Annotated in this window: 14 protein-coding genes; 8 read left to right on the top strand and 6 right to left on the bottom strand. The window is 61.3% G+C overall.

All coding sequences use genetic code 11. The annotated features are described in order from the left end of the window. Positions 1 to 64 precede the first annotated feature (64 nt). Genes relA through AC07VV_RS30155 form a run of 3 tightly spaced genes read left to right on the top strand, consistent with a single transcriptional unit; the run spans position 65 to position 3,716 of the window. Positions 65 to 2,308, top strand: coding sequence for a GTP diphosphokinase (relA, locus tag AC07VV_RS30165; protein WP_096818008.1), 2,244 nt, complete (start codon positions 65 to 67; stop codon positions 2,306 to 2,308). Positions 2,309 to 2,313: 5 nt separating this feature from the next. Further along, positions 2,314 to 3,147 carry a nucleoside triphosphate pyrophosphohydrolase gene (mazG, locus tag AC07VV_RS30160; protein WP_493158116.1) on the top strand — a complete coding sequence of 278 codons (834 nt, stop codon included), beginning with the start codon at positions 2,314 to 2,316 and terminating at the stop codon, positions 3,145 to 3,147. A 26-nt stretch (positions 3,148 to 3,173) separates the two neighbouring features. Beyond that, on the top strand, positions 3,174 to 3,716 hold the full coding sequence (locus tag AC07VV_RS30155; protein WP_007957793.1) for a DUF2058 domain-containing protein: 543 nt from the start codon (positions 3,174 to 3,176) through the stop codon (positions 3,714 to 3,716). A 96-nt stretch (positions 3,717 to 3,812) separates the two neighbouring features. On the opposite strand, the gene AC07VV_RS30150 is transcribed toward AC07VV_RS30155, so the two are convergent. From AC07VV_RS30150 to AC07VV_RS30125, 6 genes are all read right to left on the bottom strand, one after another. Beyond that, a complete protein-coding gene (locus AC07VV_RS30150) occupies positions 3,813 to 4,001 on the bottom strand; it encodes a hypothetical protein (RefSeq protein WP_096818006.1) in 189 nt (62 codons plus the stop codon). A 277-nt stretch (positions 4,002 to 4,278) separates the two neighbouring features. Further along, entirely contained in the window at positions 4,279 to 5,499 is a 1,221-nt protein-coding gene (gene fabB / locus AC07VV_RS30145) for a beta-ketoacyl-ACP synthase I (protein WP_096818004.1), read from the bottom strand. An 11-nt stretch (positions 5,500 to 5,510) separates the two neighbouring features. Then, positions 5,511 to 6,026 carry a 3-hydroxyacyl-[acyl-carrier-protein] dehydratase FabA gene (gene fabA / locus AC07VV_RS30140; protein ID WP_003227150.1) on the bottom strand — a complete coding sequence of 172 codons (516 nt, stop codon included), beginning with the start codon at positions 6,024 to 6,026 and terminating at the stop codon, positions 5,511 to 5,513. Between the two features lie 247 nt (positions 6,027 to 6,273). Further along, positions 6,274 to 8,175: an ATP-binding protein gene (locus AC07VV_RS30135; protein WP_495038314.1), complete on the bottom strand. Its 1,902-nt coding sequence runs from the start codon at positions 8,173 to 8,175 to the stop codon at positions 6,274 to 6,276. Continuing rightward, positions 8,172 to 9,104 carry an ABC transporter substrate-binding protein gene (locus AC07VV_RS30130; protein WP_192558734.1) on the bottom strand — a complete coding sequence of 311 codons (933 nt, stop codon included), beginning with the start codon at positions 9,102 to 9,104 and terminating at the stop codon, positions 8,172 to 8,174. Before AC07VV_RS30130 ends, AC07VV_RS30135 begins: the two co-directional genes overlap by 4 nt. Then, positions 9,105 to 11,168 (bottom strand): TonB-dependent receptor plug domain-containing protein, encoded by a 2,064-nt coding sequence (locus AC07VV_RS30125; protein ID WP_495038329.1) that lies wholly within the window; start codon positions 11,166 to 11,168, stop codon positions 9,105 to 9,107. Positions 11,169 to 11,424: 256 nt separating this feature from the next. Between AC07VV_RS30125 and AC07VV_RS30120 the strand changes: the two genes are divergently transcribed. The 5 genes from AC07VV_RS30120 (at position 11,425) to AC07VV_RS30100 (ending at position 15,492) form a co-directional block, all read left to right on the top strand. Next, on the top strand, positions 11,425 to 12,450 hold the full coding sequence (locus AC07VV_RS30120; RefSeq protein ID WP_495038313.1) for an NAD(P)H-dependent glycerol-3-phosphate dehydrogenase: 1,026 nt from the start codon (positions 11,425 to 11,427) through the stop codon (positions 12,448 to 12,450). A 32-nt stretch (positions 12,451 to 12,482) separates the two neighbouring features. Next, on the top strand, positions 12,483 to 12,830 hold the full coding sequence (locus AC07VV_RS30115; RefSeq protein WP_085710971.1) for a DUF4389 domain-containing protein: 348 nt from the start codon (positions 12,483 to 12,485) through the stop codon (positions 12,828 to 12,830). Next, positions 12,827 to 13,279 carry a phosphohistidine phosphatase SixA gene (sixA, locus tag AC07VV_RS30110; RefSeq protein WP_085710970.1) on the top strand — a complete coding sequence of 151 codons (453 nt, stop codon included), beginning with the start codon at positions 12,827 to 12,829 and terminating at the stop codon, positions 13,277 to 13,279. Before AC07VV_RS30115 ends, sixA begins: the two co-directional genes overlap by 4 nt. Before the next feature lie 82 nt (positions 13,280 to 13,361). Further along, entirely contained in the window at positions 13,362 to 15,017 is a 1,656-nt protein-coding gene (locus AC07VV_RS30105; protein ID WP_495038312.1) for an AMP-binding protein, read from the top strand. Between the two features lie 31 nt (positions 15,018 to 15,048). After that, on the top strand, positions 15,049 to 15,492 hold the full coding sequence (locus tag AC07VV_RS30100) for a hotdog fold thioesterase (RefSeq protein ID WP_495038311.1): 444 nt from the start codon (positions 15,049 to 15,051) through the stop codon (positions 15,490 to 15,492). Positions 15,493 to 15,502 lie beyond the last annotated feature (10 nt).

Genomic DNA, 15,502 nt, shown 5'->3' with positions numbered 1-15,502 from the left:
GAACGGGCAATACAGGTCAGTGATTTGACGCATTGAATCTGCGTCGTAGGGAAGGTAAAGCAAGATGGTACAGGTGAGAGCACACCAGCCGATCAACACCGACGGCAGTATCAATCTCGAGGCTTGGCTCGATCATGCGGTCAGTGTCGATCTGGCACTGGATCGCGAAGCCTTGAAAGAAGCCTGTGAGTTCGCTCGACAGGCCGAGCAACAGTCCAATGCAGCGAAGAATCTCTGGACCGAAGGCAGCGGCAGTTTCAGCACCGGCCTCGAAATCGCCGAGATTCTTGCTGATCTCAAGCTGGATCAGGATTCGCTGGTCGCGGCGGTACTTTACCGTGGCGTGCGCGAAGGCCAGATCGAGCTGGCAGCGGTCAGCCAGCGCTTCGGCCCGGTGGTCGCCAAACTGATTGACGGCGTGCAGCGCATGGCCGCGATCAGCGCCAGTCTCAGTCCGCGCCAATCGATGGTGATGGGCACTCAGGGCCAGGTGGAAAACCTGCGCAAGATGCTGGTGGCGATGGTCGACGACGTACGCGTCGCACTGATCAAACTCGCCGAACGCACCTGTGCGATCCGCGCGGTGAAAACCGCCGACGACGAAAAGCGCAACCGGGTCGCCCGGGAAGTCTTCGACATCTATGCGCCGCTCGCCCACCGACTCGGCATCGGCCATATCAAGTGGGAGCTGGAGGACTTGTCCTTCCGTTACCTGGAACCCGACCAATACAAACAGATTGCCAAGCTGCTGCACGAGCGGCGACTAGACCGTGAGCGTTTCATCGCCGACGTGATGACCCAGCTCAAGGACGAATTGCAGGCCACCGGCGTCGACGCCGACATCAGCGGCCGCGCCAAACACATCTATTCGATCTGGCGCAAAATGCAGCGCAAGGGTCTGGAGTTCAGCCAGATCTACGACGTGCGCGCAGTGCGCGTGCTGGTGCCGGAAATGCGCGACTGCTACACCGCGCTCGGCATTGTCCACACCCTGTGGCGGCACATTCCGAAAGAGTTCGACGACTACATCGCCAACCCGAAAGAGAACGGCTACCGCTCGTTGCACACGGCGGTGATCGGCCCGGAAGGCAAGGTGCTGGAAGTCCAGATCCGTACCCATTCGATGCACGAAGAAGCCGAACTCGGCGTCTGCGCGCACTGGCGCTACAAGGGCACTGACGTCAAATCCGGCTCGAACCATTACGAAGAGAAAATCTCCTGGCTGCGTCAGGTGCTCGAGTGGCACGAAGAACTGGGCGACATCGGTGGTCTGGCCGAACAGTTGCGGGTCGATATCGAACCGGACCGGGTCTACATCTTCACCCCGGACGGTCACGCCATCGATTTGCCGAAGGGCGCGACCCCGCTGGACTTCGCTTACCGCGTGCACACCGAAATCGGTCACAACTGCCGTGGCGCCAAGATCAACGGGCGGATCGTACCGCTCAACTACAGCCTGCAGACCGGCGAGCAGGTCGAGATCATCACCAGCAAGCACGGTACGCCGAGCCGCGACTGGCTGAACTCGAACCTCGGTTACGTCACCACGTCCCGGGCGCGGGCGAAGATCGTTCACTGGTTCAAGTTGCAGGCTCGCGATCAGAACGTCGCAGCCGGCAAGACCCTGATCGAGCGCGAACTCAATCGCCTCGGTCTGCCGGCGGTGGATTTCGACAAGCTGGCCGACAAGGCCAATATGAAAACCGCCGAAGACATGTTCGCCGCCCTCGGTGCCGGCGACCTGCGTCTGGCGCAACTGGTCAACCTGGCGCAACAACTGGTCGAGCCGGAACGTGGCAACGAACAGCTGGAACTGATTCCGCGCAAGGCCACCGGCTACAAGCCGGGCAAGCGCGGCGACATTCAGATCCAGGGCGTCGGCAACCTGATGACCCAGATGGCCGGCTGCTGCCAGCCGTTGCCGGGCGATGCGATCGTCGGTTACATCACCCAGGGTCGCGGCGTGAGCATTCACCGCCAGGACTGCGCCTCGGTGCTGCAACTGTCCGGTCGCGAGCCGGAGCGGATCATCCAGGTCAGTTGGGGCCCGGTGCCGGTGCTCACCTATCCGGTGGACATCGTCATCCGCGCCTACGACCGTTCCGGTCTGCTGCGCGACGTTTCGCAGGTGCTGCTCAACGAGCGGATCAACGTGCTGGCGGTCAACACCCGCTCGAACAAGGAGGACAACACGGCGCTGATGTCCCTGACCATCGAGATTCCGGGGCTGGACGCACTGGGGCGGTTGCTGGGGCGGATTTCCCAGTTGCCGAACATCATCGAGACGCGGCGTAACCGGACTCCATGAAATCGATCTACAGCCTTGAAGACCTGTTGCACCTGATGAACCGCCTGCGCGACCCGCAGTTCGGTTGCCCGTGGGACATCAAGCAGACTTACGCGACCATCGTCCCGCACACTCTCGAGGAAGCCTACGAAGTCGCCGACGCCATCGAGCGCGGCGACTTCGATCACTTGCAGGGTGAGTTGGGCGATCTGCTGTTCCAGGTGGTGTATTACAGCCAGCTGGCGCGGGAAGAAGGGCGGTTCGAGTTTGCCGGGGTGGTCGACAGCATCACCCGCAAACTGATCCGTCGTCATCCGCACGTGTTCCCCACTGGCGATCTGTATGCGCCGCTGGACGTGCCGCGCCTGAACGAAGAGCAGGTCAAGCAGCGCTGGGAGGAGATCAAGGCCGAAGAGCGTGCCGAGAAATCCGCCGCGCCGCAGCAACTGTCGCTGCTCGACGATGTGCCCGCCGCATTGCCGGCACTGTCCCGCTCGGCCAAGTTGCAGAAGCGCGCAGGGCAGGTCGGTTTCGACTGGCCGGATGCCTTGCCGGTGCTGGACAAGGTGCGTGAAGAGCTCGATGAAGTGCTCGAAGCCATGTCCGAGAATGACCCGCAAGCGGTGGCGGACGAGATCGGCGACCTGCTGTTTTCCGTGGTCAATCTGGCCCGGCATCTGAAGGTCGATCCGGAAACCGCGCTGCGTGGCGCCAACGGCAAGTTCGAAAGACGTTTCCGATTTATCGAACAGGCATTGCGCGACACCCACCGACCCATAGAAGATTGCACCCTCGAAGAGTTGGACGCCCTGTGGGGTGAAGCCAAACGTCAGGAAAAGAATTTGCCCAGCTGCGGCTGAGCCGTTGCCCAAGTGAGTAAGCATCAATGAGCCTTTCCCTTCGCGACCAGTTGCTCAAGGCAGGACTGGTCAACCAAAAGCAGGCCAAACAGGTCAGCAAAGACAAGCAGAAACAACAGCGTCTGGCCCACAAAGGCCAGATCGAACTGGACGACTCCCAGCAGCGCGCTGCCCAGGAAGCTCAGGCCGAGAAGGTCAAGCGCGACCAGGAGCTGAACCGTCAGCAGCAGGAGAAGGCCGAGGCCAAGGCCCGCGCCGCGCAGGTCAAGCAGTTGATCGAAGTCTCGCGTCTGCCGAAGCTGACCACCGAGGACTACTACAACTTCGTCGACGACAAGAAGGTCAAGCGCATCTCGGTCAACACGCTGATGCGCAACAAGCTCAGCAGCGGTTCGCTGGCGATCGTGCACCATGCAGGCGGCTACGAAGTGATTCCTCGTGAGGCGGCCCTGAAGATTCAGGAGCGTGATCCGCAGCGCATCGTGCAGCTCAACGAGAAGGTTGAAGAGGTCAATGCCGAGGACGATCCGTACGCGGCTTATGTGATCCCTGATGATCTGATGTGGTAATCGGGCTCCGTCGGGCCGCGACGCGGCCCTGAAGCACCCAATAACGACAAACCCCGCTCATGGCGGGGTTTGTCGTTTTCAATGCTGTGGTTTGATTCAGGCAGAGCGTTGGTCACGTTGCCGTTCGAGCAGTTCCAGTTCGGCCTTGTAGTTGTGGGCGTCGATCTCGTTATGGAACATGCCGACCAGCAAGTCTTGTTGATGCACATCCCAGATCCGTACACCGGCGGCTACGCCTTCATGGGACATGTGTGAATCGTCGCGTTCAGTTACTTTTACAGTCATCTGCTAGCTCCAATCTCTGTTATCTGCAGCAAGGCGTGTGCAGGGCTCTGTTATAGAATTTGTTAGCCTGCTAAGTAAACGCTTGATTCGTGCAATGTATCCTTGCGAAATCTGCAACAGTCCTGGAGCCCGCCAAATACGCGACATTCGGTCGCAGGGCAGTAAGTTGCATGACAGAAGTTTCATCTTGGCGCGGCTGAAAAACACTTTTCTCCAGGCGAAAAAAAACGCCCCGAACCAGTCGGGGCGTTTTCATGTGAGGCTCAGCGGAAGGGAATTACTTGCCTTCCCAGCGCTTCAGCACGAGGGTGGCGTTGGTGCCACCGAAGCCGAAGCTGTTGCTCATCACGGTGTTGATGGTGGCGTTTTCGCGGGTCTTGGTCAGCACCGGCAGATCGGCCACTTCAGGGTCCAGCTCGTCGATGTTGGCGGAACCGGCGATGAAGTTGCCTTCCATCATCAGCATGCAGTAGATCGCTTCGTGAACGCCGGCGGCGCCCAGGGAGTGACCCGACAGGCTCTTGGTGGAGCTGATGGCCGGGGCCTTGTCGCCGAACACTTCACGCACACCTTTCATTTCCGCGACGTCGCCGACCGGAGTCGAGGTGCCGTGGGTGTTCAGGTAGTCGATCGGGGTGTCGACGGTGGACATTGCCATCTGCATGCAGCGGATGGCGCCTTCGCCGCTTGGAGCCACCATGTCGTAGCCGTCGGACGTCGCGCCGTAGCCAACGATTTCCGCGTAGATCTTCGCGCCGCGGGCCAGAGCGTGCTCCAGCTCCTCGACCACGACCATGCCGCCACCACCGGCGATGACGAAACCGTCACGGTCGGCGTCGTAGGCACGGGAGGCTTTTTCCGGGGTGTCGTTGCGCTTGCTGGACAGGGCGCCCATTGCGTCGAACAGGAACGACTGGCTCCAGTGCTCCTCTTCACCGCCACCGGCGAACACGATGTCCTGCTTGCCCATCTGGATCTGTTCCATGGCGGTACCGATGCAGTGAGCACTGGTGGCGCAGGCAGAAGCGATGGAGTAGTTCAGGCCCTTGATCTTGAACGGAGTGGCCAGGCACGCCGAAACGGTGCTGCTCATGGTCCGCGTGACGCGGTATGGGCCGACGCGCTTGACGCCTTTCTCGCGCAGGATGTCCAGCGCTTCCATCTGGTTCAGGGTCGACGCACCACCGGAACCTGCGATCAGGCCGGTACGCGGGTTGGACACCTGCTCTTCGGTCAGACCGGAATCGGTGATGGCGTCTTTCATGGCCAGGTAGGCGTAAGCCGCTGCGTGGCCGACGAAGCGATAGATCTTGCGATCGATCAGTTCTTCAAGGTTGAGGTCGATGGAGCCGGAAACCTGGCTACGCAGACCCATTTCGGCATATTCCGGGTTGAACCGGATGCCAGGGCGGCTTGCACGCAGGTTAGCGGAGACGGTCTCTTTGTCATTGCCCAGGCACGAAACAATGCCCAGACCAGTGATAACGACGCGGCGCATGCGAATAACCCTTAGAAGTTGTCAGTGGAGGTGAACACGCCGACGCGAAGGCCTTCGGCGGTGTAGATTTCGCGACCGTCGACAGTCACCGAACCGTCGGCGATGGCCAGGTTCAGCTTGCCTTTGAGGACGCGCTTGATATGAATGTTGTAGGTGACTTTCTTGGCGGTCGGCAGAACCTGGCCGAAGAATTTCACTTCGCCCGAACCCAGCGCACGGCCGCGGCCCGGCAGGCCTTGCCAGCCCAGGAAGAAACCGACCAGTTGCCACATGGCGTCCAGACCCAGGCAGCCCGGCATTACCGGATCACCCTCGAAGTGGCAAGCGAAGAACCACAGGTCAGGGTTGATATCCAGCTCGGCGACCAATTCACCTTTGCCGTACTTGCCGCCTTCTTCGCTGATCAGGGTGATGCGATCCACCATCAGCATGTTCGGGGCGGGCAGTTGCGCGTTACCTGGGCCGAACAGCTCACCGCGACTGCAGCGCAGCAGGTCTTCCCGAGTAAAGGCGTTTTGTTTGGTCATGCGAGCTCCTCAATAATCCCATGCGGCAGGTGGGGCAAATCTTCCCGACCGATCGACGCGTTCATGCCTCGAACCGGCAGCCTACTCATAGACTATTGCGTTGTGGTGAAAGTCACAGCACCAAGGACATGAATGTACACTTGTGCACTGAAATTTTTATTCAAGCCCCTTTTGAGGCTCGTTCGGGTGCCTAAGACTGCCGCACTTTCGCTTTTCACGCCAGTCGCAGATGCTCGAAAGGGCCTTCCTACTGCACCCAGCGCTGCAGAATCTGCTGCAGGTCATTACGTTTGAACGGCTTGGCCAGGTAATCATTCATCCCCGCCGACAGACAGTTTTCCCGGTCACCCTGCAACGCGTTGGCGGTCAGGGCGATGATCGGTACATGACCACAGCCGGGCAGGCGCCGGATCTGTCGGGTCGCCTCGTAACCATCGATGATCGGCAAACGGCAATCCATCAGGATAGCTTCATAACGACTGCCCCCGGCACTGCGCACAGCCTGCATGCCATCGGTGGCGACGCTCACAGTGAAGCCCAGACTGCGCAACATTGCCTCGATCACGGTCTGGTTGACCGGATTGTCCTCCACCAGCAAGACATTGCGACCTTCGCCGTGCGCATTGCCATCGATTGCACGCGGCGCCGCCAGTGCAGGCAATGCCTGCTTATATAGAGCCAGCGGAATTTCCAGGGTGAACACCGAGCCGCGACCTTCTTCGCTTTGCGCGCGCAAGGTGCCGCCCATCCGTTCGGCCAGGGTGCGGGCGATCGGCAGGCCCAGGCCGGTTCCGCCATAGCGACGCGAAATTGAGCTGTCGGCCTGCTGGAACGCGTTGAACATCAATTCCAGGCTCTCGGAGGAAATCCCGATGCCGCTGTCGCGCACCGAGCAGGTGAACCACAGCAGTTCGTGATCCAGCGACTGCCACTGCGCCTCGATGCTGACGCGTCCCTGTTCGGTGAACTTCAGCGCATTGCCCACCAGGTTGACCAGAATCTGCCGGATCCGCGTCGGGTCGCCCTGCACCTGCAAGCCGCGCAGGTCCTCGGGAATCCGTAGTTGCAACTCCAGGCCTCGCTGCGCCGCACTGTGCTGGAACGATTGCGCGCACGCGCCGATCAGGTCGGCGAGATTGAACGGGATGTGTTCGAGCTCCAGTTCCGAACGCTCGATGCGCGAGAAATCCAGAATGTCGTTGATCACCTTGAGCAAATGCTCGGTGGACTCGGAGGCCAGCGCCGCGTACTCGATCTGCTCCTCGGTCATGTCGGTGGTTTCGAGTAGTTGCAGCATGCCCAGTACACCGTTCATCGGGGTGCGCAGTTCATGGCTCATCATTGCCAGGAAATCCGATTTGGCGTTGTTGGCCTTTTCCGCCTCTTCGCGGGTCTGGATCAGTTGCGCCATGGCCTGATGCTGTTCGCGGCTGGCCTGTTCCAGCGCCTGGGCCAGATTGTTGATGTGTTGCGAAAGGGCGCCCAGCTCGGTGTCATCGACAATTGGCAGCGGGGTCTTGTAGTCGCCGTCCTGAATCGCCTTGACCGCATCGCCGATATCGCGGATCGGTTGCGAAAGGCTGCCGGCCAGTCGACGTGCGAGGACAAACGTGAAGAGCAGGGCGAACAGCGCCAGAATCCCGGCCTTGAGCAGGATTTCCTGTTGGCGCTGACTGAAGGCATCGTTGGACAGACCGACGATCACCCGCCCCAGATAATCCTCGCTGGCGCCGCCGTTGCTGCTCTTGCCGTCCTGAAAGAAATCATTGTGCAGGGCAATCCGCTGCAGCCGCACCGGTGACTGGAACACCTCGACCTGATGTGGGCGTTTGTGCGTGTCCGACGGTTGTTCGACATACGCCAGAATGCGGTTGGCGCTGTCCTGTACTTCAAGAAAGCGCACGTTCGGCGTGGCCAGTGTGGCTTTGAGCAGGCTTTCCAGCACTTCGTTGTTGCCGGAAATCACCCCGTACTCGGTGGCCGGTGCGAGCTGGTTGGCGATCAGTTGACCGGTGTGGTTCAGCTCCTGACGCAAATCCTGGATGCGCACGAAGGTGAAAAAACTGATCAGCAGCAAGGTCAGCAACAGCGCAGGACCCAGGCTGATCAACTGGGTGCGGGTATTGATGTCCCAACGGCGGAAAATCATGGGCGGCGCTCTCCTTGGGCCAGCTCTTCGGCAACAGACGCTTCATTCATCGGTTCTATCCCTAATGAACGAGCCACCTGCGCATTGCTTGATACTTTAAAACGCTCGGGATAGAGCGCTCTCGGCCAGGTGGCCGGTGGGCGGTCGAGCAATTCGTCGAGCACCGCCAGCCAATCGCTCTGGTCGCTGTAAGTGCTGGCAAGGCTGCCGGCGCGTACGAACGAGACGTTCGGGCCGATCAACGCCAGTTGCCGCGAATAGCTGCTGAGCAGCAGGTTCTTCGCGGTTTTCGGGTTGTACAGGTCGGGATCGTCAAGGCCCAGCAGCACATCGCTGTTTTTCAGCACAGTCTGCAAGGGGCGACTGTCGTGGGTGTTGTCCCAGCGCTGCGGGACGATTTGCAGATTCAGCGGCTGGGCGGCCGATTGCAGCTCCTTGAGCAGGAACTCGCTGTGCTGATCGAACAGCACGCCGACTCGCTGAGCCTGGGGCAGGATCCGTCGGATCAACTGCAACTGGCGACTCAGCGGCGGATCGCTCCACAGCAGACTCAAGTGCGGTGGTTGCGCAGTGCCGAAGCGTTGTCGGGCCTGCAAGCGGCTGATGCGCAGGACCAGCGTCGCCGGCCCCTGGGGTTCCTGCATGCGCCAGTCGAGGCTCGGCAGATCCAGCAGAATCAGGCGCAGGCTGGACGGCAGCTTGCCCGGCGCCGGCAGGCTCGCCAGTGGCTGGAAATGTACGCGGTCGGTGGGGCGCAGTTCGCTCAGGGCCTGGACGAACGATTGCACGCCGGGGCTTTCCTCGGCGCCGGTCAGCAGAATGTCGGCCGCCTGCACCGCCACGCCGTGCAGCCAGGCTGTCAGGAACAGGCACAGCCCGGCCAGCCATTGGGCGGCCGTTGGCATCTTCCGCGACAGGGCGTAGCGCATCTAGAACTCCAGCTCGGCGCTGAAATACATCACCCGGCGTTCGTCGTAATTGTTGTCGACGAAGGTGGTCGGCTCATTGTCCAGACGCTGTTGCAGCACCCCGGCCAGTTGCAGTTGGGCCTTGCCCAGCGGGATGCGTTTGGCGATGCGCGTGTCGACCCGCTCGAAGCGATAGCCGTTGAGTGCGTTGTCACCGTAATAGAAGAGGGCGCTGTTCCAGCCCTGACCCCAGTCGCGCAGCCAACCGGCCGAGCCGCTGTTGCGCGCGGTGAACTGCTGGTCCAGGGGGTTGCTCGCCTCGGCGTCGACGTAGGCGTAAGTCAGGCGCAGCCGATCGGCCGCGCTCAGGCGCCAATCCACCTGGGTCTCGGTGCCGCGAAAGCGCGAGTCGTTGGCGTTGCTGGCGATGTACTGATTGTTGCGCAACGGCTCGCTGATCATCCCGGTGATTTCGTCGTAGAACAGCTTCACGTCCAGCGCCAGGCTCCATTCAGGGAAAAAGCCGTTGTAGCCCAGTTCCCGCGAGCGCATGTGCTCCTGGTCCAGATCGCCGGGGCCCCGGGTCTTGACGAAGTAGCGGGCCGAAGACTGGCCGAAGGCGGACGGGCGCAGGTTGGTCACCTGATAACTCCAGTTGACGTTGTTCTCGAACATATCCGGCGAACGGATCGCTTCCGAGTACACCGCACGCAGGCTGTGGCGCGGGTTGATCAGGTAATTGACGGCAAACCTGGGTGTCAGCGAACTGCCGATCAACTGGGTGTTTTCAAACATGGCGCCACCCTGCAACAGCCAGTGTTCGCTGGCGCGCCATTCCAGTTGGCCGAACGCACGCCACGTGGTGTCGTCCAGCGTTCCGTTGAAATAGGTCTCGGAATCGGCCCGGTCGTAACGATAGTTCAGGCCGCTGACCAGACGCAGATTGTCGGACAGGCTGAGGGTGTCCTGTAATTCCAGGTCATAGCGCGATTCCCGGGCGCTCTGGTCGATGTCGCCGCACAAAGTCCGGCTGGCACCATTGCGCCATTGATCGAGCACTTGATTGGCCAGGGCCATTTCCGTGGGTGTGCCGGGTGCAGCACCGGGCCCGATGAAGCGGGTGATATTGCGCGCCAGTTGCTCGGTGTAGTTCGGGTTGAGTTGCCACAACTGCGTAAGCTGGGGGCTGAACGACACCTCGGCATCGCAGGCGCGCCAGGTCTGCTGGCGATCCCAGTGTTGCGCCGAGCCTTGTACATAAAGGCTGTGATCGGGGTTGATGTCCAGATTCCAGCGCACCGAGCCGGCGTAATCCTTGGCGATCACGTCGGAATTGTTCCCGGCGGCGGTAATCCCCGAGAACACAGGGCGATAGGTGTAAGGCCGCTGGTTGGTCCCGTCCTTGGCGTTGAGTTGCCAGTCCACGCTCTGGTTGTCGCTGAGGGTCTGGCTGACCGCAAGGCTGAAGCGGTTCAAGCGGCGGCTGTCGCGGTAATCGGCGCCGGTGCGGTCGCTGTCGAAGCCGTCATCTTCCTGGCCGGACAGCGACAGACGCAGGTCGCCGCCATTCCAGCCTGTGCCCTGGCTGGCATAGAAGTCGTTGATGCCCCGTTGGCCACGGGTGATTTTCAACCGTGTGCCGTGGCTGTCGGCCGGGTTGCGGGTGATGATGTTGACCACCGCCATCAGCGCGTTGGCGCCATAGCTGACGGTGTTCGGGCCGCGAAAGACTTCGATGCGCTCGATGTCTTCCATGGCCACCGGGATGTCGCTCCAGTCCACCGTGGCCAGGCCGGCGCGGTACACCGAGCGGCCGTCGATCAGTACCTGCATGCGCCGTGCTTCGGTGGCGTTGGTGCCGTGATAGTTCACCACCGCCTGATTGCCGCTGATGTTGCCGACCATCATCCCCGGCACCAGGCGCAGCAGTTCGCTGATATCCCGGGCGCCGCTGGCGTTGATCAGTTCGCTGTCGAGCACGGTCATGCTGCCGGGGACTTCCGCCGGCGACTGTTTCAAGCGCGTGGCCGTGAGGATTTGCGGCAAGGCCTCGCTGTCGAGAAACAGGTCGTCCGCCAGCAACATCGGGCTGAACAGCAGCGCCAGCAGCAGGGACGAACGCGGGGAGGGAGTGCCAGAAAACACGACGCAGCCTTGATAGCAAAGAATTGGCGCGCATGTTAACCGAGGACAGTGAGTTTTCCAGTCACGTTGCGGGCATTTTCCTCGGTTTTATCGGTCTTCTTCCTACAAGTGCCGGTAATTGACGTCGGGGCTGTCCGAGAAGGGGCCGCTCCGTATAATGCCCGCATCGCCACTGGTATGGATTAACGGATTACATATGACTGAACAGCGCCCGATTGCGGTCCTGGGAGGCGGAAGTTTCGGTACCGCCGTGGCCAATCTGTTGGCCGAGAACGGCCATCAAGTCCGGCAGTGGATGCGTGACCCCGAACAGGCCGAGGCCATCCGGGTCAATCGCGAGAACCCGCGTTATCTCAAAGGCATCAAGATTCTGCCCGGCGTGACGGCGGTCACCGACCTGCAGGAAACCCTCGATGCCTGCGAGTTGTGTTTCGTCGCGTTGCCGTCCAGCGCGCTGCGCACGGTATTGGCGGCGCATGCCGAGCGCCTGAGCGGCAAGATGCTGGTCAGCCTGACCAAGGGCATCGAAGCTCACACCTTCAAACTGATGAGCCAGATTCTCGAAGAGATCGCCCCGCAGGCGCGCATCGGTGTGCTGTCCGGGCCGAACCTGGCACGGGAAATCGCCGAACACGCGCTGACCGCTACCGTGGTCGCCAGCGAAGACGAAGAACTGTGCAAAGAGGTGCAGGCCGCGCTGCATGGCTGTACGTTCCGCGTCTACGCCAGTGCCGACCGTTTCGGCGTGGAGCTGGGCGGCGCACTGAAAAACGTCTATGCGATCATCGCCGGCATGGCGGTGGCGCTGGAGATGGGCGAGAACACCAAGAGCATGCTGATCACTCGCGCTCTGGCCGAGATGACCCGGTTTGCGGTGAATCAGGGCGCGAACCCGATGACCTTCCTCGGTCTGGCCGGGGTCGGCGACCTGATCGTCACCTGCTCGTCGCCGAAAAGCCGCAACTATCAGGTCGGTTTCGCCCTAGGCCAGGGTTTGAGTCTTGACGAAGCGGTGTCGCGTCTGGGTGAAGTCGCTGAAGGGGTCAACACCCTGAAAGTGCTCAAGGCCAAGGCCCAGGAGGTCGGCGTGTACATGCCGCTGGTCGCCGGGCTCCACGCGATCCTGTTCGAAGGGCGCACGCTGGAGCAGGTGATCGGCCTGTTGATGCGCGCCGAGCCGAAGACCGACGTCGACTTCATTTCCACCAGTGGTTTCAACTGATTGCCTTTTATTTCAGGGCAGGGGAGCTAGACATGAACGATCCGAAAACCGAAGCCAAGTACGAATCCATCCTGCTGCGGGTGTTGTGGATGATCGTCTACATCGTGGTCTGGCAGGTGGCGCAGTTCATCCTCGGCGCGGTGGTGCTGGTGCAGTTGATCTATCGTTTGATCTACGGCGCCCCGAGCGCCGGTCTGATGAATTTCGGCGACAGCCTGAGCCAGTTCCTGGCCCAGATCGGCCGGTTCGGCAGTTTCCACAGCGACCAGAAGCCCTGGCCGTTCGCCGACTGGCCGGCGCCGCGTACCCCGGAAGGTGAAGCGCCACACGTTGTCGCGCCAGCACCGCATCCGGCCCGGGATGAGGAACCCAAGCTATGAAACTCTGGGTGTTGCGTCACGGCGAGGCCGAACCCTATGGCTCGCGCCCCGATTCGGAGCGGGAATTGACCGCTCACGGTCGCAAGGAAGTGCTCAGCAGCGCCGCCCGATTGATGGGCCAGCCACTGACGGCCATCTACGCCAGCCCGTACTTGCGGGCGCAGCAGACTGCGCAACTGGTGCGCGAGGCGCTGGGTTTCGAGCCAGAGATCCGCACGGTCGAGTGGTTGACGCCGGAGGTCGATCCGGACCGCGTCGCCGAGCAACTGGTGTCGGTGAGCAATGTGCTGCTGGTCAGCCACAATCCGCTGGTCGGGCACCTGCTCAGCTACCTGCAGCATGGTGCCGGCTATCCGCCGGAAAAGGTCAGCACCGCCGGGCTCGCCGAGCTTGAACACAGCGAGTTGCTGATCGGCTCGATGACGCTCAACAGCCTCAAGCATCCGTGAAATTTTTTGTATGAAATAGTCAACCAAGCACTTGCTTGGTTGGCTACGCTTGCTCCATCCCAAAAAGAAAGGAGCGAGTCGCATGTCTGCTGCTTTTCGATTGCCGCTGGACGTGTTCTACGAGCGCGAGGCCCGGCATCCGCGCCAACGCTTTCTGGTGCAGCCCATCGGCGGCGGGCAGGTCGAAACGCTGACCTGGGCCGACGTCGGTCATCAGGCCCGTTGCGCCGCGCACTGGCTGCGCTCCCGGGAGTTGCCCCAAGGCAGCCACATCGCGCTGATCTCGAAAAATTGCGCCCACTGGATCATCGCCGACCTGGCGATCTGGATGGCCGGGCACGTTTCGGTGCCGCTCTATCCCAATCTCACGGCCGACTCGGTCAATCAGGTTCTCACCCATTCCGAAAGCGTACTGGCGTTCATCGGCAAACTGGATGACTGGCCGGGGATGTCGACCGGTGTGCCGGCGGATCTGCCGACCATCAGCCTGCCGCTGCACCCGCCGGGCACCTTCGATTTCAACTGGGACGATCTGCAACGGAGCTCACCGATCCAGGACGATCCGCGACCCGCCGCCGATCAACTGGCGACCATCATTTACACCTCCGGCACCACCGGCCTGCCCAAGGGTGTGATGCACAGTTTCGCCAATCTCGGTTTTGCCACCACCCGTGGCACGCAGTTGTTCGGCCTCAATGAAAACGATCGTCTGCTGTCCTATCTGCCGTTGTGTCATGTGGCCGAACGGATGTTCGTCGAACTGGCGTCGATCTATACCGGGCAGACGGTGTTCTTTGCCGAGAGCCTCGATACTTTTCTCACCGATCTGAAACGCGCGCGGCCGACGGCGATGTTTGGCGTGCCGCGGATCTGGACCAAATTCCAGATGGGCGTGTACGCGAAGATCCCCGCCAAACGCCTGGATTTCCTGCTCGGTTTGCCTTTCATCGGCAAACGGGTCGGGCACAAAGTCCTGGCCGGGCTGGGGCTGGATGCCTTGCGCGTGGCGTTGTCTGGTGCGGCGCCGGTGCCGCAGGCGTTGCTCGACTGGTATCAGAAGCTCGGGCTGGATGTGCTCGAGGTCTACGGCATGACCGAGAGCTGTGGTTACTCGCACATCTGCCTGCCGGGCCAGTACCAACAAGGCTGGATCGGCAAACCCTGCCCGGACGTGGAAGTGCGGATCGACGAAACCGGCGAGGTGCAGGTGCGCAGCCAGGCCAACATGCTCGGCTATTTCAAGGAACCGCAGAAAACCGCCGAGACCCTGACCGCCGACGGCTTTTTGCGCACCGGCGACAAGGGCGAACAGGACGCCGAGGGTCGCTTGCGCCTGACCGGGCGGCTCAAGGAAATCTTCAAGACCAGCAAAGGCAAATACGTCGCCCCGGCCCCGATCGAAAACCGTCTCGCCGTGCATACGCGGATCGAGCAGGTCTGCGTGGTCGGCGATGGTTTGAGTGCACCGCTGGGGCTGTGTGTGATCTCGGCCGCCGGCCACGAGGACGCGCGGCCGCAACTGCATTCGAGCCTGGAAAAGTTGCTGGAGGAGGTCAACGCCGTTCTCGACAAGCACGAACGGCTGCGCCGTCTGGTGGTGGTCAAGGACAGCTGGGCGGTGGAGAACGGTTTCCTCACGCCGACCCTGAAGATCAAGCGCAACGTCATCGAAGACACCTATGGCGCGCGCTTTGAAGAATGGAGCGAGCGCAGCGAGGCGGTGCTGTGGCAGGATTGAGCGACGATCAAAACAACAAAGGAAGCCTGCGATGACCTTGTGGCGAACCATCCCCAACATCGAGCAGTTGAACGCCATCCAGAAAAACACCATCGGCGAAGTGCTCGACATCCGTTTCGAGTCCTTCGACGAGGAATCGCTGACGGCCAGCATGGTCATCGACCATCGCACCCATCAGCCTTACGGCCTGCTGCACGGCGGCGCCTCGGTGGTGCTGGCCGAGACCGTCGGCTCCATGGCCAGTTACCTGTGCATCGATGCCAGCAAATTCTATTGCGTGGGGCTGGAGATCAACGCCAACCATCTGCGCGGGCTGCGCAGTGGACGGGTGACAGCGGTGGCCAAGCCGATCCACATCGGCCGCACGACTCACGTCTGGGACATTCGCCTGACCAGCGATGAAGGCAAGGCCAGTTGCGTGTCGCGGCTGACCATGGCCGTGGTGCCGCTGGGAGAACAACCGCCTGCTCGATGAGGGGGCGGCG

The sequence above is a fragment of the Pseudomonas sp. GW821-FHT02C04 genome (assembly GCF_059421845.1).
The sequence above is the reverse complement of the archived record's forward strand: the minus strand, read 5'-3'. Positions and strand labels throughout refer to the sequence as shown.

Excerpts from the sequence above, each read along its gene's own strand:
- relA (WP_096818008.1), top strand. The coding sequence starts at position 65 with ATGGTACAGGTGAGAGCACACCAGCCGATCAACACCGACGGCAGTATC.
- AC07VV_RS30155 (WP_007957793.1), top strand. The coding sequence starts at position 3,174 with ATGAGCCTTTCCCTTCGCGACCAGTTGCTCAAGGCAGGACTGGTCAAC.
- AC07VV_RS30150 (WP_096818006.1), bottom strand. The coding sequence starts at position 4,001 with ATGACTGTAAAAGTAACTGAACGCGACGATTCACACATGTCCCATGAA.
- fabB (WP_096818004.1), bottom strand. The coding sequence starts at position 5,499 with ATGCGCCGCGTCGTTATCACTGGTCTGGGCATTGTTTCGTGCCTGGGC.
- fabA (WP_003227150.1), bottom strand. The coding sequence starts at position 6,026 with ATGACCAAACAAAACGCCTTTACTCGGGAAGACCTGCTGCGCTGCAGT.
- AC07VV_RS30135 (WP_495038314.1), bottom strand. The coding sequence starts at position 8,175 with ATGATTTTCCGCCGTTGGGACATCAATACCCGCACCCAGTTGATCAGC.
- AC07VV_RS30130 (WP_192558734.1), bottom strand. The coding sequence starts at position 9,104 with ATGCGCTACGCCCTGTCGCGGAAGATGCCAACGGCCGCCCAATGGCTG.
- AC07VV_RS30125 (WP_495038329.1), bottom strand. The coding sequence starts at position 11,168 with ATGTTGCTGGCGGACGACCTGTTTCTCGACAGCGAGGCCTTGCCGCAA.
- AC07VV_RS30120 (WP_495038313.1), top strand. The coding sequence starts at position 11,425 with ATGACTGAACAGCGCCCGATTGCGGTCCTGGGAGGCGGAAGTTTCGGT.
- AC07VV_RS30115 (WP_085710971.1), top strand. The coding sequence starts at position 12,483 with ATGAACGATCCGAAAACCGAAGCCAAGTACGAATCCATCCTGCTGCGG.
- sixA (WP_085710970.1), top strand. The coding sequence starts at position 12,827 with ATGAAACTCTGGGTGTTGCGTCACGGCGAGGCCGAACCCTATGGCTCG.
- AC07VV_RS30105 (WP_495038312.1), top strand. The coding sequence starts at position 13,362 with ATGTCTGCTGCTTTTCGATTGCCGCTGGACGTGTTCTACGAGCGCGAG.
- AC07VV_RS30100 (WP_495038311.1), top strand. The coding sequence starts at position 15,049 with ATGACCTTGTGGCGAACCATCCCCAACATCGAGCAGTTGAACGCCATC.